We start from the raw sequence: 20,128 nt of genomic DNA on the forward strand, positions 1-20,128 counted from the left end.
GGAGCCAGACCGCACCCTTTCCAAAACTCAAGCGCGGCCTGATTGCCATCCTTCGCGGGCTCAAGCCCACCGAGGCGATGGCCATGGGCCAGGCGCTGTTCGACGCCGGCATCGAGGCGATCGAAGTGCCGCTCAACTCGCCGCAACCGTTCTCGTCGATCGCCCGCATCGTCCAAGTGCTGCCGAAAACGGCGCTGGTCGGCGCCGGCACGGTGCTGACGCCGGCCGATGTCGATGGCTTGCACCAGGCCGGAGGGCGGCTTCTGGTCAGTCCCAACATCGATGCCGAGGTGATGGCGCGCGCCATGCATTACGGCATGGTGACGATGCCCGGCGTGTTCACGCCGACCGAGGCTTTCCTGGCGATCAAGCTCGGCGCCTCGGCCCTGAAATTCTTCCCGGCGAGCGTGCTGGGCGCCGGCGGCATTTCCGCGATGCGCGCGGTGTTGCCGGCGCAGACATTGGTCGGCGCCGTCGGCGGTGTCTCTGAAAAAGATTTTGCCGGCTACAAGGCTGCCGGCGTGACCGCCTTTGGTCTGGGCTCCAGCCTGTTCAAGCCGGGCATGAGCGTCGACGAGGTGGCCGCGCGTGCGCACGCTGCCGTCGCGGCCTGGGATGCGGTGTTCGGAGAAGCAGGATGAGCGAAGCGATCGTTTCGGTTTTTTCCGATCACGTCTGCCAGCTCGGCGAGGGGCCGAGCTACGATCCCGCCACCGATACGCTCTACTGGTTTGACATCGTCAACAGCCAGCTTCTGGAAAAGCGGCTGTCCGGCGGCGCGACCACCGTCCATGAGCTTGGCCAAATGGCGAGCGCCATCGCCGTCATCGACGACAAGCGCCAGCTGATCGCCGCCGAGACCGGCCTTTATGTCCGCGATGTCGCGACCGGCAAGCTGACGCTGCACACGCCTGTCGAGGCCGACAATCCGGTCACGCGCTCCAACGATTCCCGCGTCCATCCCTGTGGTGCCCTGTGGATGGGCACCATGGGCAAGGGCGAGGAAAAAGGCGCGGGTTCGATCTACTGGTTTTTCAAGGGCGAACTGCGCCAGCTGTTTTCGGACATCACCGTCTCCAATTCGATCTGTTTAACCGAGGATGGGGCGATCGCTTACTACACCGACACCTCGACCGGGATGCTGATGCGCGTCGCCTGCGACCCGGCGACCGGTCTGCCTGCCGGTGAGCCCAAGCTGTTCGTCGACCACCGCTCGGCCAAGGGCTATGTCGACGGGTCGGTGCTCGACCGCGACGGCATCCTGTGGAACGCCGTCTGGGGCGGCAGCGTCATCGAAGCCTACGGACCCGACGGCAAGCTCGTCCGCACGGTCGCCATGCCGGTGACGCAGCCATCCTGCCCAGCCTTCGTCGGCGCCAAGGCCGACCGGCTGGCGGTCACCTCCGCCTGGTCGGGCAAGGATGAGAAGCAGCGTCTGCTGGATCTGCAGGGCGGCATGACCTTTCTGCTCGATATTCCCGTCAACGGCCGCTTCGAGCCGCGCGTGCTGATCGCCTGATCGAACTGGATTCTACGGTCGGACGGTGCGTTGTCACGCCACCGCCCGCACCGTGTCGGTTTCGCGAGAGCCTGACGTCTCGACCATGCGATGGTAGGTGATCGTACCGCCGGGAATCGTTCATCCCATGCCAAGCCGTAAGCCGAAACTGATACTCATCCATGAGCCGGAAAAGGCTTGTTTCGACCGTCTGGTCGCCGACGGCCATGCGCCGCAGCGCGCAACCGAAATCGCGTCCTATCTGGCGCAGTCGACCGATCTCGCTCCTGAATTCGAGGTGCTTGGCCGTGCCTGCCAGGCACGCGGCCTGTCGTTCGCGCCGGTGGCGCTCGACGACGCTGCCAGCGTGCTCGCCGGCGAGCATCCCAGCACAACGCTGGTCTGGACGCTGACCGACGGCATCGCCTATTTCCGCGGCGGCGCGGCGCCCGCTTTGGCGCGACTGGGCGGTTTCAAGACAATCGGCGCCGACGATGCGCTGTTCGCGCTCTGCCAGGACAAGTTCCGCTCCGGCGCCGTGCTCGGCGCGCTCGGCCTGCCGGTGCCACAGGCTGGCCTCGCGCGTGACGGCCAATGGCTGGTCGAGCCGCCGGCCTCGCCCGCCGGCTGGTTCGTCAAGCCCAACCGGCTCGGCGCCAAGATCGGCATCTGGCCGGAGTCGCGCTGCAGCGATCTCGCCCACGCTTTGGAGCTCAGCCGGCGCGTCTTTTCGGCCTATCGCGACGATGTCGTCGTCCAGCCCTACGTCGCCGGCCGCAACGTGCGCGCCAGTTTCCTTAGCCTGATGCCGGGCGCGGGAGTCGAAGTGCTTGGCGTGGCCTTTGTCGATTCAGGCGCCGATTTCCAGACCATGGCCGACAGCCTGGCGCTCTACGGCGACACTGGCGAGGCAGCGAAAGCGGCGGGACATTACGCCGAGCCGGAGCTCGTCGCGGTCGCCGACAGCCAGCCGGCCGCCGACGCCAGGATTCGTGCGATCGCCGGGCGGCTGATGAGCGGGCTCGGCCTGCGCGACGTGTTTTCCATCGATCTCAGGGTCGAGGCCGACGACACCGTCCACCTCATCGAGTTCGAGGTCTGCCCCGGCCTGCCCTGCTTCGATTTCCGCGCCTATTGCCGCCAGCAATGGGGCATCGAGCTTGCCGATGCCATAGCCGAGACAGCGGCGAGCCGGCTGATCGGCCAAGAGCATCGCGCCTGAAGGCGCTACGGCAGATCGCGGGCCGACCGGCGGACGCGTTTCACTACGGCATTCGCTCGACCGCCTGCAAGGCGGGATCCATCTTGTCCCAGGCATGGCCGTGGCTCGTGTAAGTCACCATCTGTGGGCTGAACTGTTCCGGATCGTCGAGGCTGGCCGCATGGACCGCTATGAATTCCGGCATGGCGACGGATATCAGAAAGACCGGCGTTCCGCAGGTTGGACAGAAGGTGTGGATTTTTTCATTGCCGCTGGCGCCCGCCACGCGCCAGGTGCTCACCTCCCCGGTAATGGCCATATCGGCACGCTGGCCGAAGGTCAGGTAGGATCCGTGGCCGGTGCCTGAGCGCTTCTGGCAATCGCTGCATTGGCAGTGGTTCTGGAAGATAGGCTCGTCATTGGTCTCGTAACGGATCGCGCCGCATGCGCAGCCGCCGGTATAGCGCTTGGTCATTGTCATTCTCCACGGGTCTGATTCTGCTCGAGGCCGCAACATCAGGCCGATTTCGGCTTGGCGAAAATATCGATGCCGCTGCCGGTTTCGAGGAAGGATTTCAGGCTGGACAGCACCGCCGGCCAACCCTGGCTGACGCCCTTCGCCATGCCGCTGCCGGCCTCGAGCTCGTCATGGCTGACGGTCAGCCGCACCATGGTGTCGTATTCCTCGATGGCGAACGTCACGCGGCTGGTTTTTGACGGATCGTCCGCCTGCGAAGCGTTCGCCCAGGTGATGACGAGGCGGGTCGGCGGCGAAATCTCGACGACCTTGCCGACGAGTTCGACAGTCCGTTCGTCATTGGCGCGGATGTGTTCCCATTTCGAACCCGGCTTCCAGTCGGAGACATTCTCGTGGCCCCAGTAGCGTTTTGCGATCTCGGGCTTGATTATCGCCTCGAACACCTTCTGCGGCGTCGAGCGGATATAGGTCACGTAGACAAAGCTCGTGGTCTCTCTGGTGGTCATTGGTCTTCTCCTTCGAGTTCCTGCTTCAGGTCGTGCAGCAGGCTGAGCCGCTGCCGTTCGAATTTCCGTACCCAGCGCTCGTAGACTTCGTGCAGCGGCACGGGATTGATGAAATGTAGTTTTTCGCGGCCGCGCTTGACCGTGCTCACCAGGTTGGCCGCCTCCAGCAGGTCGAGGTGCTGGGTGGCGGATTGCCTGGCCATGTCCAGATGATCGCAAAGCTGACCGAGCGTCTGCCCGTTCTGCTCGCACAGAAGGTCAAGCAGCCTTCTGCGTGTCGGGTCGCCCAGCGCTTTGAAAACCTTGTCGGCGTCCATCTGCCTCACTCTGTTGTAAGGCATAATATGCAGGTAAATACCTGCATGTCAACCGGCAATCCGACCGGCGTTGAATGACCGCTCGTCGGCACGGCTCCGCACCTGGCAACTGCGCCAGGCAGATCACCGTGAAATCGCGGAGCAAAGATATGTAAAATGAGCCTGCGGGGCTTCAAACGCCGCCAGGCTCTATCCGATTTTGAGCACGTCTCCGGCTAAAACCGGAACTATGCTTGCAGGGGACCTCAGGCGCCCTCGACCAGGACAATTTCGCCGTCGGCGACCTTCTGGCGAATGGCGGCGGCGCGCTGGTATTCCGGCGAATGGTAGCAATCGTGTGCGGCAGCCAGCGATTCGAACTCGATAATGACATTGCGTGCGCGGCCGGGGCCTTCGGCCTTTTCGTACTCGCCGCCGCGCGCCAGGAACTTCGCCCCGAAGCGCTCGAAGGCAGGTTTGGCGGCGGCGACATAGTCCTTGTAGCCTTCCGCGTCGCGCACATCGACACGAGCGATCCAATATCCTTTGGGCATTTTCTTGGTCTCCGAACTTGTTCCTGGAAATCTCAGGCCGAGCGCATCTCGTCGAGGATGGCTTCGGCCGCTTCCCGTTTGTTGGCCGCAGCAATGATCGGACGGCCGACGACGAGGTGGCTGGCGCCGTTGCGAATCGCCTGGCCCGGCGTCACCACACGCTTCTGGTCGCCATGGTCGCTGCCCGCCGGCCGGATGCCGGGCGTCACCACCGCCATGTCGGGTCCCACGATCCGGCGCACCGCCTCGGCCTCCGCGGCCGAGCAGACGATGCCGCCCATGCCGGCATGCAGCGCCTGTTCCGAGCGCCTAAGCACCAGCGTATGCGGATCGTACTCATAGCCGACGTCGATCATGTCCTGCTCGTCCATCGAGGTCAGAACGCTGACGGCAAGCAGGCAAAGGTCGCTGCCTCTGGCCGCCTCTACGGCGGCCTGCATAGCCTTGGGATAGGCGTGAATGGTCAGCATGGTCACGCCCATCTTGACGATGTTCTCGACACCCTTGGCCACCGTGTGGTCGATGTCGAGCAGCTTCATGTCTAGGAAGACGTTGGTGCCGCCGCTGGCCAGCTCCCTGGCGAAGTCGAGCCCGCCGGCGAAGGCAAGCTGGTAGCCGATCTTGTAGAAGGAGACGATGCCGTCGAGTTCGCGCACTGCCTGCTCGGCTTGCTTCACTGTCGGCACGTCGAGGCCGACGATGAGCCGGTCGCGCATGCTATTGGCGATCATGCCTCGATCCGGGTGGACAGCAGGCGCGAGGTCTCGATCAGCGTGCGGCATAGGTGCTCCATCGATTTGTGCAGTCTTTCGTCACGGAAATTTCCATCCTCGTCGAAGGCGTCACCGCCGTCGGGCACCGAGCATTCCGGCGTCACCACCTCCATCTGGCAACGCACCAGCACCGCGCGCAGATGGTTGATGCAGCGGATACCGGCAAAGTGCCCGTTGGAGGACGAGCAAAGGCCAACGACCTTGCCGGCCAGCGGCCTGACTGGCCGGCCACCATCCCTGCGCACCCGGCTCACCCAGTCGATCGTGTTCTTGAGCAGCGGCGGAATGGAGCCGTTATATTCGGGCGTGGCGATCAGCAGCCCGTCATGGGCCATGATGAGACGGCCGAGTTTCTGGGCGTTTTCGGGAACGCCTTTTTCCTTTTCCAGGTCTTCGTCCATGATCGGCAGGGGGTATTCGGCGAGCGAGATGCGGGTCACCTCGGCACCTTGCATGGCGAGTTCCTTTTGCGCCACGTCGGCGGCCCTGCCGCTATAGGCGCCGCTGCGCACCGAGCCGGCGAAGACGAGGATTTTCGGGATCACTGCCATTGGCCACCCTTGTTCCCGGACAGGTACAGCCAAGGACGGCTCAAATCAACGGCTGGATAGGATAGGGGAATAGGGCAGTAGGGAATATGGGAGTAGAAAATAGCCTGGAAATGGAACCCTTCATCCCTACTCCCTTACTCCCCTATTGCCTTATTCCCTTCTCACTAGTGCGCTTCGCGGCGATAGATCCACAGCTGCGTCGGCGGAATGTTGCGGAGGATGAAATCGAAATGTTTGACCGTATAATTGCCGCGGCCGGGTGGGATCGGCGACATCGGGCCATAGGTCAGCTGCACGATCGGCCGTCCGGCCGGGATGCGGTCGAGCAGGCTCTCGATATAGGCGATGCGCTGGGCGACCGGAAAGTTGAGCAGCGGCACGCCCGAAACGACGGAATCGAAGATCATCCCGCTCTTGTCGCCAAGCGTGGCGTTGAGGTTGAAGGCGTCGCCCTCGATGACGTTGACGCCGGGATAGAGCCGCCGCAGGTGACGAACGAAATCCGTGGAATATTCGACAGCGTAGAGGTTTTCGGGGCGTACGCCCTGGGCGAGGATGGCGCGGGTGATGACGCCGGTACCGGGACCGACCTCGAGCACTGGCAGGCCGGATTTAGGATTGACGATCGAGGCCATCTTGCGCGCGGTGATCGAACTGGTCGGCACGATCGAGCCAACCGTCTTCGGCTTGTCGATCCAGCCCTTGAAGAATTTGAGTTCGTCGTCGAACTTTTCGACAAGCGCCTTCCGCAGTCCAGGGCCACGTGTCATGCAAGCTCTCCTCAGCGCTCCCCGCAAAGTTACTTAGCACCTGAGCGGTGCTAGGCAAGGCGCGGCCGGACGCATGTCGTGGATAAGATAATTTTCGTCGCGTCTCAAGGGGTGACGCGATTCAAGGATTTACGCGTGGCAAATCGGCTTACGCGGGCCAAAGTGCATCAACGCTCGCCGAAAGACTCGAAGAAATCCTTCATACGGGCGAAAAAGCCGCTCGATTGAGGCGAATTGTCCTGCGAGGAGAGCTGTTCGAACTCCTCCAGAAGTTCGCGCTGGCGCCGGGTCAGGTTCTGCGGCGTCTCGACCGCGGTCTGGATGTAGAGGTCGCCGACATTGGGCTGGCGCAGCACAGGCATGCCCTTGCCCTTGAGGCGGAACTGGCGCCCGTTCTGTGTGCCTTCGGTCACCTTGACCTTGGTCTGCGTGCCGTCCAGCGTCGTCACCTCGAAGGAGCCGCCAAGGGCTGCCGTCGTCATCGAGATCGGCACCTTGCAATAGAGATCGGCGCCGTCGCGCTGGAAGAACTCGTGCGGTTTGACCGCCAGGAAAATATAGAGGTCGCCCGAGGGCCCGCCGCGCAGGCCGGCTTCGCCCTCATTGGCAAGGCGGATGCGGGTGCCGTCCTCGATGCCGGCCGGGATGTTGACCGACAGCGAACGCTCCTCGGTGACGCGGCCCTGGCCGGCGCATTTCGGGCACGGGTCCTTGATCGTCTGGCCGCGCCCCTGGCATTGCGGGCAGGTCCGCTCGATCGAGAAGAAGCCTTGCGTGGCGCGCACCTTGCCGTGGCCGTTGCACATCGAGCAGGTGACGGGCTGGGTGCCGGGCTTGGCGCCGCTGCCCGAACATTCAGAGCACGAGATCGACGCCGGCACCCGGATCTGTGCGGTCTTGCCGGCAAAAGCCTCTTCCAGGGTGATTTCCATGTTGTAGCGCAGGTCGGCGCCGCGCTCGCGGCCGCCCGACGAGCGGCGCTGGCGCCCGCCCATCATGTCGCCGAAAATGTCCTCGAAAATGTCGGCGAAGCCGCCGGCGCCAAAGCCCTGGGCCCCGCCATTCATGCCGCCCTGTTCGAAGGCGGCGTGACCGAAGCGGTCATAGGCCGCGCGCTTCTGCGGGTCTTTCAGCGTCTCGTAGGCTTCGTTGATTTCCTTGAACTTGTGCTCGCAGGAATGGTCGCCGGGGTTGCGATCGGGATGGAACTGCATGGCGAGCTTGCGGAAAGCGCTCTTGAGCTCCTTCTCATCGGCGCCTTTTTGCACGCCCAGCGTCTCGTAGAAATCAGCTTTCATTTTTTCCCGCTGTCCGGATGCTCAACGTCTTGAAGCATTGTTGCGTCTCTTGCCGGCACTGACGCTTCGATTTAGGTGCGATGGGAGGGGGATGCCAGTGTCGACGCGGCTTTGCCTGCATTTTTTCAGCAAGGCCCGCTGTTTTTCTGCAAGGGGTTGCAAAAAAGCCCGGCCTTCGCCGGGCTTTTCGCTTTATCTTGCCGTCAAACGGTTCAGGCCGACTTCTTCTTGTCGTCGTCCTCGTCGATTTCCTCGAAATCGGCGTCGACAACGTCACTGTCCTTGGCGGCGTCCGCCTTGGCGTCGGCTTCCGCCGCTTCCTTCTGCGAAGCCTCGTACATGGCCTGGCCAAGCTTCATAGAAGCCTCGGCCAGCGCCTGGCTCTTGGCTTCGATGTCGGCCGCGTCGTCGCCTTCGGTCGCGGTCTTCAGCGCCGCGATCGCGTCGGAGATCGCCGTGCGCTCGCCTTCCGAAACCTTGTCGCCATATTCCTTCAGCGACTTCTCCGAGGAATGCAGCAGCGCTTCGGCCTGGTTGCGGGCCTCGACCAGCGCACGCCGCTTCTTGTCGGTCTCGGCATTGGCCTCGGCGTCCTTGACCATCTTCTCGATGTCGGCGTCCGAAAGACCACCCGATGCCTGGATGCGGATCTGGTGCTCCTTGCCGGTGCCCTTGTCCTTGGCCGAAACGTTGACGATGCCGTTGGCGTCGATGTCGAAGGTGACCTCGATCTGCGGTACACCGCGCGGCGCCGGCGGAATGCCGACCAGGTCGAACTGGCCGAGCGCCTTGTTGTCGGCGGCCATTTCGCGCTCACCCTGGAAGACCCGGATGGTCACTGCCGACTGTGAGTCCTCGGCCGTCGAGAACACCTGGCTCTTCTTGGTCGGGATCGTCGTGTTGCGTTCGATCAGGCGGGTGAACACGCCACCCAGCGTCTCGATGCCGAGCGACAGCGGCGTCACGTCGAGCAACAGCACGTCCTTGACGTCGCCCTGCAGCACGCCGGCCTGGATGGCGGCGCCGAGAGCGACGACCTCATCCGGATTGACGCCCTTGTGCGGCTCCTTGCCGAAGAACTGCTTCACGATTTCTTGGATCTTGGGCATGCGGGTCATGCCGCCGACCAGGACGACTTCGTCGATCTCGCCCGCCTTCAGGCCGGCATCCTTCAACGCCGCCTTGCAAGGGGCAATCGTGCGCTGGACGAGGTCGTCGACCAGCTGCTCGAACTTGGCGCGCGTCAGCTTCAGCGTCAGGTGCTTCGGCCCGGTCGCGTCGGCGGTGATGAAGGGCAGGTTGATTTCGGTCTGGGTGGTCGACGACAGCTCGATCTTGGCCTTTTCAGCCGCCTCCTTGAGGCGCTGCAGGGCAAGCTTGTCGTTCTTCAGGTCGATGCCCTGTTCCTTCTTGAACTCGGCCGCCAGGTATTCGACCAGGCGCATGTCGAAATCCTCGCCGCCGAGGAAGGTGTCGCCATTGGTCGACTTGACCTCGAACACGCCATCGCCGATTTCAAGCACCGAAATGTCGAACGTGCCGCCGCCAAGGTCATAGACGGCAATGGTCTTGCCTTCCTTCTTGTCGAGGCCATAGGCAAGCGCTGCCGCGGTCGGCTCGTTGATGATGCGCAGCACTTCAAGGCCGGCGATCTTGCCGGCATCCTTGGTCGCCTGGCGCTGGGCGTCGTTGAAATAGGCCGGAACGGTGATGACCGCCTTCTCGACCTTTTCGCCGAGATAGGCTTCCGCCGTCTCCTTCATCTTCTGCAGGATCATGGCCGAAATCTGCGAGGGCGACTGCTTCCTGCCGCCGGCTTCGACCCAGGCATCGCCATTGTCGCCCTTGACGATCTTGTAGGGGACAAGCTTCTTGTCCTTCTCCGTCACCGGATCGTCATAGCGGCGGCCGATCAGGCGCTTGACCGCGAAGATGGTGTTTTCAGGATTGGTGACCGCCTGGCGCTTGGCCGGCTGGCCGACCAGACGTTCGTCGTCGCCCGAGATGGCGACGATGGAAGGCGTCGTGCGCGCGCCTTCCGCATTCTCGATTACCTTGGGCTCCTTGCCATCCATGATGGCGATGCAGGAGTTGGTGGTGCCGAGATCGATACCGATTACTTTTGCCATTTCTCTAGTCTCTCCGCTAAGCAGGCTCTCAGGACCCGTACAGGCGTTCCGACGAAAGCCCCTGTTCACAAGAAATCCCGTTCCGGCAACCGGCATTCCGGCGCCGAACGGCTTGGCGCGTATATAAGAACAGGCGGCATCGCGCGCAAGCATTCTGCGCAGGCCTTCCATGAACCTTTCCATCTCCGCCCGCGACTGATCTCCAGGTGCCGCATGGTGCGGCCCGGAAAGGAAGCCCCCATGACCAATAACCCAGAGGCTCTGAGGTCTCCGGGAACAACAGGAGCTCGGCGCGACCACCGCCTTCGGGACGGGGTCGATGCGCTGGGCTTTCCGCTGATTCCGTTGACCCTGCGTAAGACCAGGCGTATCGTCGTCTTGAGGAAAGCAGACAATTCGATCAGGGAAGAACGAGCCGGACCGCCGCGCCTTGCCCTGATTTGCGCGGCCAGCCCCGACGTTCTCCCGTCGACTACGGGGGGTAGTGTCATGTCTCGCATCCGCGGCTCGTTCGTGTCGTCTCTTGATGGCGGCTTGCGCCGTGCTGTGCATCCAGGCGGGTTGCTGGCGCTGGCACTCGGCCTGTGGCTGGGCGCCGCGCAGGCGCAGGAAACCCGGATCATCTATCCCGGCTCGATGGCGGTGACCGGATTCTCCGGCACCATCATTCCCAATTTCGACCCCCCTGATTCCGAAAAAGAGGGCCTGCCGCCCGGCGTCGATCCGGTCGACGAAACCTTCATCGACCCCACGCGCGCCACCTTGCGCGTGTTCGACGTTTCGCATCTGGGCGGCCCAGCCTCCGGCCAGCTGGTCAACACGCCGCCGCCCTTCGAGGTGACGGCGGAGCAGATCGGCCAGGTGTTCGGCGTCACCTATGATGACGGCGTGCGCGACGGCGTTCCATCGGGCATTCCCAATCTCTATGCCGGCGCCACCTCGCTGCACGGCATCCGTATCGTCACCCCGGATGCCGACGATGACGGCCGCCCCGAGAGGCAGCGCCGCGGCGCTGCCGGCGCCACCTTCATGGATGGCCAGTTCGGCACCGAAAACGGTGGCGGGCCGGGCACCGTCTGGAAGATCGACGGCATCACCGGCCAGGTCTCCAAATTCGCCGACATCGACACCAACAGCGGTCCCGGCATCGGCAATCTCACTTTCGACGCCACTCACCGCGAGTTCTTTGCGTCCGATCTCGACACCGGCCTGATCCATCGCATCGACGCCGAAGGCAGACTGATCGACAGCTTCGATCACGGCGTTGCCGGCCGGCCCACGCATGGGCTCGCTCCCGTCGCCGACGATGGTTCGGTGATGGACATACAAGGTGCCGCCTTCGATAGCGAAGACCCCGACAGCTGGGGCTACACGCAGGACGAGCGCCGCGTCTGGGGTGTCTCCTACCATGGCGGCCGGCTCTACTATTCGGTCGGCGAAAAGTCGGAAATCTGGTCGGTGGGCATCGCCCGCGACGGCAGTTTTGCCGGTGACCCGCGCTGGGAACTGACGGTCAGGGCCGACAAGGACTACGCCGTCACCGACATCGCCTTCGACAATAGCGGCTTCATGTACCTGGCCCAGCGCGGTCCGGTCGAGAACCGTTACGATTACAGCCAGTTCGCCGATTCCGGTAAAGGCGAGGTCATCCGCTATTTCCGGGAGAACCCGGACGATCCGGAAACGGAATCGGTCTGGGTCGAAGTGCCGCAGGAATATGCGGTCGGCTTCCCCCAAGGCAACCGGCAGTCGGCCGGCGGCCTCGACCTGCAATATGGCTATGACGCCGACGGCAATCTCGACAGCTCCGTCTGCACGCAGACGCTGGTCAACACGGGCGACAAGCTGCGCGACAATCCTTCACTCGCCGAACAGCTCGCAGCCGGCGGGCCGCTGGCCGTACACGGTGTGCAGATCACGCCGAAAGAGCTGGTCAAGCCGGCCAATGTGCCGCCCTTCGGCTCATGGTTCGTCGACTTCGACGGTTATTTCGAAGACCCGGAGGTCGAGGGCCATGTCGGCGATGTTGCCGTCTGGCACCCTTGCGAGGGCCGCGCCGGCTATTACGAGGAAATCCCGGGCGGCTACCTGCCCCCCTTCTACCCGCCGGATTTCCCACCACCCGGCAACCTGCCTCCATGTCTCGACGTCGACGACGTCCAGTATTACTGCACGCCTTCCGGCCTCGAGGCCGATCTCTATCTCCATGACCATGCCGGCTTCGGCGGCGATTCGATCAAGGTCCAGTCCAGGACGCCAGGCGTCGGGGTGACATCATCCCAGTCGCATGCGCCCGGCAAGCCTTACACGATCGACATCACCGGCCACTATCCGGGCGACACAGTCGATGTCGGGCTCTGCTTCTACAGGAAGTCCGACAAGGACAAGGGTGGCTATTACCCTTGCTGCAAGATGACTTTGCCGCTCAGAACCCCAGCCGCCAGCTGCGAACGTTGAGGAGGGGAAGATGAAAAATCTCGCACTCTCCCCGCTCGCAACGAACGCCCAAACAACCGTCATGGAGACGATCATGAAACCCCTGTCATACGCCAGGCGCGGCGCGCGCTGGCTGATGGCGGCCGGTATCGCGGTCGCCATGTTCACCCCGGTGCAAGGCTTTGCAGAAGACGCTGCCTCGATCACCCCGGAGCTGAAGCTCGATCTCGACAGTTCGCGCGTCGTCACTCCGAGGCCTGACCAGGTGGTGCCTTTCTTCACCAAGACAGGCACTCAAAGAGGCTGCGATTACGTCGTCTACTCGCTGAGCTTCGGCTTGCGCGGCGATCCGCAGGGCCTTGTCGACCCGAGCCTCGAGGCCAGGCTGAAGAAGGTCAGGATCGACTTCAAGGACCAGCTTCCGCACGGCCTTGCGATCATCAACGTCAACGTGTCCGGCGACGGCACGGATTCGTCCGGCGGACCACTGCCGGGTGCAACGATCAGCACTTCGGCAAATCCGAACGATACTGCCACGGTTTCCGACTTCCGCATCTCCACGTCCGATCTCGACGGCGTCGGCGCTGCCAACGAGCGTGTGATCAACTTCGCGATCACGGCCAAGATCGATCGTGCGGCATTTCCCGCGCCGACGATCGTCGACAACCAGGGCATGATCAAGGTGACGGCCGGACCGGGCACCGGGACCATCATCCCGTCGCAGGATCCGGGCAAGCCCGACGACGGTGACTTCAAGACCGGCGTGAAGACCTCGATCAAGATCGACGTCACCAAGTGCAATCCGCCACCGCCACCTCCGGGCAAGGAATGCTTCAAGGTGGAACGCGGCACGGTCGACTGCGTGCCCGGCGGCGGCGCCTTCATCTACCACATGCCGGTCGGCCCGGAGATGGGCGGCAAGTGGGTGCAGGTGTCGACGAGCACGCCCGGCATCAATATCATCCCCGATACCCAATTGGTGCCGGCGGGCGGCGGTGTGCTCAACTGGAAGATCGTCGGTGCCTCGCCCGGCGACGTCATCCACCTCATCGTCACCGGCATCGAAACCTATGCCGGTCCGAAGGAAGGCTGGGGCCTGTGCTGCACGCAGACGATCGACATCGTCATCCCGCGTGACCAGAGGTGCCCGCCCAGGGACAAGGAGCCGGACCTCAAGGTCGAGAAACGCGCCGACGTGACGCGTTGCACGATGGGCGGCGGCTGCGACTTCACCATCAGGGTCACCAATGTCGGCACCGGTGCCTACCACGGCAAGATCGTGCTCGACGAGGTGACGCTGCCGGCCGGCTCGACGCTCGATTCAGGGCCAAATCCACCCTGGGTCTGCGTACCCGGAACCACCCCGATGACCTGCACACATCCGGTGACCACGCTCAATCCGGGGGCCTCCGTCGACCTCAAGCTCGGCTTCAAGCCGGCCGGAGGCTGGCAAGGCGGTGCTTTACGCAACTGCGCCACCTACAATTATGGCGCCAGCGGCAAGCCGCTGTTCGGCAGCCAGTCGAACGATCGCGGCTGTGCCTCGATCCCGATCTGCCGGCGCGGCGACCGTGACCGCGACTGCCGGCCGCCGGTGGAGAAGAAGGTCGACCTGATCCTGAAGAAGCGTGCCCGCGTCCCGGTCTGCTCGGCCGACGGCATCTGCACCTTCGTGATCGACATCATCAACAACGGCACATCGACCTATAACGGACCGCTGACGGTGATCGACAGCTATCCGGGCGGCGCGCCGTCGTCCTCGACCTTCGGCCCGAACCCGCCCTGGACATGCGGACCGAACGGCCCCGGCCAGTTCCGTTGCGACAATGCCGGCATCTCGCTGCCTGCGGGCGCCTCGACGCCGATCTTCGTGAAGGCGGTCATGCCGGCCGGCTACCAGTCGGACACTGTCGAGAATTGCGCTGAGGTGAAGCCCATCCCCGGTGAAAACGACCTCACCAACAACAAGGCCTGCGCCAAGGAACGCTTCCGTCATCCCAATGGCGGCAAGCCGACCCTGCGCATCACCAAGGTGTGCAACGGCTCGCTCGCCGGTGCCGCGGTCGTCTCTTGCCGCATCACCGTCATCAGCCTTGGCACCGCTGCCCCCACCGGTCCGGTACGGGTCAACGATGCCGCCACGCTGGTGGCCGGCGGCGCGCCCGTCCAGATCCAGACCGTCACCCCCGACGGCGCGGAATGGGCGTGCGGACCGGTTCCGGCCAATGCGCTGTCGTGCCAGATTCCCGGTGCCGTCATGACACCTGGAACCAGCCGCCACTTCGACGTGACGGTCTCGGCGAATGGCGCGTTCGAAAACTGCGCGCGCGGCTCCTATGGGCCTGCGCCGGGCGACGACGTCGTCTATCCCTTTGGCCAGGCCTGCGCCAAGGGCGGCGGTTCTTCGACCATCCGTGTCGAAAAGACCGGCGACCGCGAATGCAGGCTCGGCCAACCCTGCTCGTTCGAGATCACCATCATCAATGACGGAGCGACCGCCTTCTCCGGGCCGGTCCGCATCGGCGATGCGATCGGCGTGGAGGGGCTCGGCAGGCTGGAAGGCGTTGAGATCACCTCGATCGATCCGCCCTTCGGCTGCTCGCCGGAACCGGCAACCTTGCCTGCGTCCTGCATTGCCAACCTGACGCTCGGCGCCGGCGAAAGCCGGGTACACCATGTCACCGTGGTCATTCCCGACGACGGCCGCCTGGCCAATCTGCAGGGCAATGTCAGCGGCCAGAATTGCGTCGGCGTGCTGTCTCCCGACACACGGGTGCAGGGCGGTGGCGACGTGCTTGGCGGCGATCAGACCAATGTGCAGGGCGATCGCGGCAAGGCCTATGCCTGCCATCCCTTCACCATTAGCCAGGAGACGAGGAAGGAATGCTCGCAAGGCTTCGTCATGAACGATGCCGGCCGCTGCGTTTGCCCCGAAGGCACCACCTACCGCAACGGCCAGTGCTCGCCGGGCGGTGGTATCGTGCCGAAGCCGGAACAGCCGAAACGCTGTGTGCTGCTCGAGGGCCAGATCCGCACCGAGGACGGACGCTGCGTCTGCCCACGCGGAACCGGGCTCGAGAACGGCAGGTGCGTCAGGACCGACAAGCCCGAGCAGTGCACTATCCGTGGCCAGGTCCACAATGCGGATGGCGATTGTGTTTGCCCCAGGGGAACCGAGATCAGGGGCAATGCCTGCCGCCCGATCCAGCCAAAGCCGGAGCAGTGCACGATCCGTGGCCAGGTCCACGATGCCGATGGAGACTGTGTCTGCCCGCGAGGGACCGAGGTGCGCAATGGCGCCTGCCGTCCGATCCGGCCGAAGCCTGAGCAGTGCATCATCCGTGGCCAGGTCCACGACGCGGACGGAGACTGCGTCTGCCCGCAAGGCAACGAGGTCAGAAACGGCGCCTGCCGCCCGATCCGGCCAAGGCCTGACCAGTGCACCATCCGTGGCCAGGTCCACGACGCCGACGGCAATTGTGTCTGCCCGAGGGGTACCGAGGTGCGGGGCAATGCCTGCCGGCGCAAGCAGCCGACGCAGGAGCAGTGCGACGTACGCGGCCAGGTCCACAACAAGCGCGGCGAATGTGTCTGCCCGCGCGGCACCGAGGTGATCAACGGCGCATGCCGCAGGCAGGAGGTGGAATGCGCACCGGGCTCGCAGATGATCGATGGCCAGTGCCAGCCGATCATCAGGAGGCGCTGCCCGGAAGGCACGATCGGGCGCTACCCGAACTGCCGGGCGGTCCGCGGACAACCGTCGCTGGAGCTGAACCCCGGCCTGCTGCTGCAGCAGGTGCTGCCACGGCGCAGGCCGCAGGTCGAACAGCGGCAGGACCAGGTTCCAGACAGAATCCTGAAGCTCCAGCAGCAATAACCACCTGCTCGACACGAGACCAGAAACCCCGCCGGAGCAATCCGGCGGGTTTTTCTTCGCGGCTGTGGGGACAAGCGGGAATTGGCCGCAGCATGATCGCGGATAACGGCACGCGTCCCAGCCTGCGCATCGACCGCGCCTGCACCCTCGACAAGTCGGCTGCGGCGCATTAGGCAGTCGATAGGGTGGCCAACGAGAAGGACACTCGGAAAGGCCGCATCCATGAGCAGAAAGACCCTGATTGCACCATCGGTGCTGGCATCGGATTTTTCCAAACTCGGCGATGAGGTCGAAGCGGTAGCGGCAGCCGGCGCCGACTGGATACATCTCGATGTTATGGACGGGCATTTCGTGCCCAACATCACCTTTGGCCCGCCAGTGATCAAGGCGATCCGCAACCGCACCAAGGCCTTCTTCGACTGCCATCTGATGATTGCCCCGGCCGACCCCTATCTGGCCGCTTTCGCCGAGGCCGGCTGCGACGGTTTGACCGTCCATGCCGAGGCCGGCCCGCATCTTGACCGCTCGCTGCAGACCATCAGGAATCTTGGCAAGAAGGCCGGTGTGTCGCTCAATCCGGCGACGCCGGAAAGCGTGGTCGAATACGTGCTCGACCGGCTCGACCTGATCCTGATCATGACCGTCAATCCGGGCTTCGGCGGCCAGGCCTTCATCCCAGCGATCGTCGACAAGGTGAAGCGGGTCAAGGCCCTCATCGGAGGCCGGCCAATCCGAATCGAGATCGACGGCGGTGTTTCAGCCGAAACCGCGCCGCTGGTCACCGCTGCCGGCGCCGACGTGCTGGTGGCGGGCGCCGCCATCTTCAAAGGCGGCAGCGTCGAGGCTTATCGGCAGAACATCCAGGCGATCAGGACGGCAGCCGATAAGGCAGCCGATTGACCAGCAGTGTTCCCGCGTCAGCCCTGCATGCCGGCTAAGGTTCTGGTGCCGGGCGGGTTTGTGAAGCTTTTGGGGCAACGGCATCGGATGTGAGCGATTGCCTGATTCGGTTTTCAGCTCCGTCGTCTATGCCCAAAGCAGACAGTTGATCTCGCACGAATACAAAAGAACAAAAAGAACAGGTTCTCCTGCGTGCATACAAAACATGTTAAGTGCCCGCAGGTTGTGAAAAAGCGCGGAATTACAGCATTGAACTCCGAAATGCCGCATATTCCTTTGTGCTAAAGTACAATAACGTGATCTTCTGCTTGAGCAGGCGAATCTTCGCGCTGTATGGTACAAGTACGAGAAGGCGAATGCTTTCGGACTCGAATCGCCCGGGACAAGTCCTGGGGACAAGGAGTCGCTTTGACATACGGAGCTGCCAATCTGAACGACGACGCTGCCGGACCGAAGAGCACGCTTGCCACTACGGTCTATCAGCAATTGCGGGACGATCTTCTCGGCGGTGTCCTTGAAGCCGAGAGCAAGCTGCGGGTCGAGTGGGTGGTCTCCAAATATGGAGCCGGCGCCTCGCCTGTCCGCGAAGCCCTCAATCGCCTCGCCTCGGAAGGGCTTCTCGGCCGGCACGACCAGCGCGGCTTCTTCATCATGCCGGTCAGCGCCTCGGAACTCGAGGAGCTGACGCGCACCCGCTGCTGGCTCGAGGAGCGAGCGCTTCGCGAATCCATCACCCACCGCACCGCCGAATGGGAAGAACAGCTCGTGCTGGCGCTGCATCGCCTGGGACGCGCGTCACGTCTGGCACCGCAGAATCTCTTCTCGCTCAATCCCGATTGGGAGAGGCTGCATCGCATCTTCCACAGGGTGCTGATTTCGGCCTGCCGGTCGCAATGGCTGGTGGGCTTTTGCGACCAGCTCTCCGATCACGCCTATCGCTACCGGCAAATGGCCAATGATGGCGAAGGCGTCCAGCGCGACGATTTCGGCGAGCATCGTCTGATCGCCGAATGTGCCCTCGACGGCAATGCCGACGGTGCCGTCGAGGCCCTGCTCAACCACTACCGGTTGACTGCGGCCATGTGCATGAAGCGCTTCGAGCAGGACGAGGAAACGAAAGAAATCGCCGGCAAACGCGCTCGGCGATAGCAGTCGTTTCCTGGCGGGTCTCTTGTGCTCGTTTCTTGCACGCAACCTGCGTCGGCGCGGCCGGCGTGAACCGCTGTCGGCGGGCTTGACGGCGCGGCCAAGAACCGCGAACTCTCGCCGCCGAGGCATGCCGCGACAGGCGCATGCTCAGCGCCGCAGCACCCCAGGGAAGTCTTCATGAGCAATCATCTGTTCGATGCGTTCCGGTCCCGGATGCCGGCGCCAGCGCGCTTGCTGATGGAAACCGATGATGGCCGCTCGATCACCTATGGCGATATGCTGGCCCGCTCGGCGCAGCTTGCGCATGCGCTCCTGCAACTGGATGTCGAGCCCGGTGACCGCGTTGCCGTGCAGGTCGAGAAGAGCCCGGAAGCGGTCATGCTCTATCTCGCCTGCCTGCGCGCCGGCGCCGTCTTCCTGCCGCTCAACACCGCCTACACGCTGGCTGAGCTGGAGTATTTCTTCGGCGACGCGGAACCACGCCTGGTCGTCTGCGATCCGGCAAGAGCGGCCGACATCGGCGCGCTGGCGGAAAAGACGGGCGCCGTCACCGTCACGCTCGGCCGCGATGGCCGGGGATCGCTGACCGAGCAGGCCTCGCGGCTGCCGACGGATTTTCATGACGTGGCGCGCGGGCCGGATGACCTCGCGGCAATCCTCTACACGTCGGGAACCACCGGTCGTTCGAAAGGCGCCATGCTCAGCCACGAGAACCTTGCTTCGAACGCGCGCGTGCTGGTCGAGCACTGGCGTTTCACCGGAGACGACGTGCTGATCCACGCATTGCCGATCTTCCACACGCACGGCCTGTTCGTCGCCACCAACGTCGTCCTGATGGCCGGCGCCTCGATGCTGTTCGAGCAGAAGTTCGATCCGGCCCGCATCGTCTCGCTGCTGCCGCGTGCCACGGCCTTGATGGGGGTGCCGACCTTCTACGTGCGCCTGCTGCAGGATGAGGGGCTGGACCATGAGGCGGCGAAAAACATCCGTGTGTTCATTTCCGGGTCGGCTCCGCTGCTGGCCGAGACGCACAAGGCCTGGCGCGAGCGCACCGGCCACGCGATCCTCGAACGCTACGGCATGACCGAGACCAACATGAACACCTCGAACCCCTATGAGGGCGAGCGGCGCGCCGGCACCGTCGGTTTGCCCTTGCCCGGCGTCACGCTTCGCATCGCCGATCCAGACAGTGGCGCAGCGCTTGCGCAGGGCGAGGTCGGCATGATCGAGGTGAAGGGCCCAAACGTCTTCGGCGGCTATTGGCGCATGCCGGAGAAGACCAAGGCGGAATTCCGCGCCGGCGGTTTTTTCATCACCGGCGATCTCGGCACGATCGACGCCGACGGTTACGTCCACATCGTCGGCCGCGGCAAGGACCTGATCATATCGGGCGGCTACAATATCTATCCGAAGGAACTCGAAAGCGAGATCGATGCGCTCGACGGGGTTAGCGAAAGCGCCGTCATCGGCGTTGCCCATCCGGATTTCGGCGAAGGCGTCACCGCCATCGTCGTGCGGGCGCCGTCTTCGCGGATCACCGGCGCCGAAATTCTCGGTGCCATCGCCGGACGGGTGGCGAAATACAAGCATCCGAAGCGGGTGATCTTCGTCGATGAACTGCCGCGCAACACCATGGGCAAGGTACAGAAGAACCTGCTGCGCGACACCTACAAGGACATATACGCATCATAGTTGCGCGGTGCCCGGGGCAG

General features: G+C 63.7%; 17 protein-coding genes. 8 read left to right on the forward strand and 9 right to left on the reverse strand.

Features of this window, described 5'->3' with window-relative positions; translation table 11 throughout:
- From EN949_RS15335 to EN949_RS15345, 3 genes are all read left to right on the forward strand, one after another.
- Nucleotides 1-641 (forward strand): 2-dehydro-3-deoxy-6-phosphogalactonate aldolase (locus EN949_RS15335; RefSeq protein WP_245472411.1); only part of this gene is annotated, 641 nt, incomplete at its 5' end.
- Nucleotides 638-1,519, forward strand: a complete 882-nt coding sequence (locus tag EN949_RS15340; RefSeq protein WP_127366208.1) for an SMP-30/gluconolactonase/LRE family protein — start codon at nt 638-640, stop codon at nt 1,517-1,519. The genes EN949_RS15335 and EN949_RS15340, both read left to right, overlap by 4 nt.
- Before the next feature lie 127 nt (nt 1,520-1,646).
- Complete coding sequence (locus tag EN949_RS15345) at nt 1,647-2,720, forward strand: D-alanine:D-lactate ligase-like protein (protein WP_127371717.1); 1,074 nt, start codon at nt 1,647-1,649, stop codon at nt 2,718-2,720.
- Nucleotides 2,721-2,763: 43 nt separating this feature from the next.
- Here EN949_RS15345 and EN949_RS15350 read toward each other — a convergent pair whose 3' ends face one another.
- The 9 genes from EN949_RS15350 to dnaK all read right to left on the reverse strand — a co-directional run bounded on the left by EN949_RS15350 (nt 2,764) and on the right by dnaK (nt 10,054).
- Nucleotides 2,764-3,174, reverse strand: a complete 411-nt coding sequence (locus EN949_RS15350; RefSeq protein ID WP_013528594.1) for a GFA family protein — start codon at nt 3,172-3,174, stop codon at nt 2,764-2,766.
- 41 nt (nt 3,175-3,215) lie between these two features.
- Nucleotides 3,216-3,683: an SRPBCC family protein gene (locus EN949_RS15355; protein ID WP_027161172.1), complete on the reverse strand. Its 468-nt coding sequence runs from the start codon at nt 3,681-3,683 to the stop codon at nt 3,216-3,218.
- Nucleotides 3,680-4,000: a metalloregulator ArsR/SmtB family transcription factor gene (locus EN949_RS15360; RefSeq protein ID WP_013528592.1), complete on the reverse strand. Its 321-nt coding sequence runs from the start codon at nt 3,998-4,000 to the stop codon at nt 3,680-3,682. Before EN949_RS15360 ends, EN949_RS15355 begins: the two co-directional genes overlap by 4 nt.
- Before the next feature lie 245 nt (nt 4,001-4,245).
- Entirely contained in the window at nt 4,246-4,533 is a 288-nt protein-coding gene (locus EN949_RS15365) for a DUF1330 domain-containing protein (protein ID WP_063169675.1), read from the reverse strand.
- Nucleotides 4,534-4,565: 32 nt separating this feature from the next.
- On the reverse strand, nt 4,566-5,264 hold the full coding sequence (gene pyrF / locus EN949_RS15370; protein WP_013528590.1) for an orotidine-5'-phosphate decarboxylase: 699 nt from the start codon (nt 5,262-5,264) through the stop codon (nt 4,566-4,568).
- Nucleotides 5,261-5,857: an NADPH-dependent FMN reductase gene (locus EN949_RS15375; RefSeq protein WP_063169676.1), complete on the reverse strand. Its 597-nt coding sequence runs from the start codon at nt 5,855-5,857 to the stop codon at nt 5,261-5,263. Before EN949_RS15375 ends, pyrF begins: the two co-directional genes overlap by 4 nt.
- Before the next feature lie 164 nt (nt 5,858-6,021).
- A complete protein-coding gene (gene pmtA / locus EN949_RS15380; protein ID WP_013528588.1) occupies nt 6,022-6,627 on the reverse strand; it encodes a phospholipid N-methyltransferase PmtA in 606 nt (201 codons plus the stop codon).
- A gap of 167 nt (nt 6,628-6,794) precedes the next feature.
- Complete coding sequence (dnaJ, locus tag EN949_RS15385; RefSeq protein ID WP_013528587.1) at nt 6,795-7,925, reverse strand: molecular chaperone DnaJ; 1,131 nt, start codon at nt 7,923-7,925, stop codon at nt 6,795-6,797.
- A gap of 212 nt (nt 7,926-8,137) precedes the next feature.
- Nucleotides 8,138-10,054, reverse strand: a complete 1,917-nt coding sequence (gene dnaK / locus EN949_RS15390) for a molecular chaperone DnaK (protein WP_024502156.1) — start codon at nt 10,052-10,054, stop codon at nt 8,138-8,140.
- Nucleotides 10,055-10,267: 213 nt separating this feature from the next.
- Here dnaK and EN949_RS15395 point away from each other — a divergent pair, with 213 nt between their 5' ends.
- The 5 genes from EN949_RS15395 to EN949_RS15415 all read left to right on the forward strand — a co-directional run bounded on the left by EN949_RS15395 (nt 10,268) and on the right by EN949_RS15415 (nt 20,108).
- Nucleotides 10,268-12,511: a hypothetical protein gene (locus EN949_RS15395; RefSeq protein WP_032808071.1), complete on the forward strand. Its 2,244-nt coding sequence runs from the start codon at nt 10,268-10,270 to the stop codon at nt 12,509-12,511.
- 10 nt (nt 12,512-12,521) lie between these two features.
- The gene (locus EN949_RS15400) at nt 12,522-16,367 is read left to right on the forward strand and encodes a DUF11 domain-containing protein (RefSeq protein WP_127371718.1); all 3,846 of its coding nucleotides are present in this window, start codon (nt 12,522-12,524) and stop codon (nt 16,365-16,367) included.
- A 222-nt stretch (nt 16,368-16,589) separates the two neighbouring features.
- Nucleotides 16,590-17,267 carry a ribulose-phosphate 3-epimerase gene (gene rpe, locus EN949_RS15405; protein WP_063169678.1) on the forward strand — a complete coding sequence of 226 codons (678 nt, stop codon included), beginning with the start codon at nt 16,590-16,592 and terminating at the stop codon, nt 17,265-17,267.
- Between the two features lie 408 nt (nt 17,268-17,675).
- The gene (locus EN949_RS15410) at nt 17,676-18,416 is read left to right on the forward strand and encodes a GntR family transcriptional regulator (RefSeq protein ID WP_024502152.1); all 741 of its coding nucleotides are present in this window, start codon (nt 17,676-17,678) and stop codon (nt 18,414-18,416) included.
- Between the two features lie 177 nt (nt 18,417-18,593).
- Nucleotides 18,594-20,108: a malonyl-CoA synthase gene (locus tag EN949_RS15415; RefSeq protein ID WP_063169679.1), complete on the forward strand. Its 1,515-nt coding sequence runs from the start codon at nt 18,594-18,596 to the stop codon at nt 20,106-20,108.
- The last annotated feature ends 20 nt before the right edge of the window (nt 20,109-20,128 follow it).

Source organism: Mesorhizobium sp. M7A.F.Ca.US.007.01.2.1, assembly GCF_003998165.1.
GTDB lineage: Bacteria > Pseudomonadota > Alphaproteobacteria > Rhizobiales > Rhizobiaceae > Mesorhizobium > Mesorhizobium ciceri.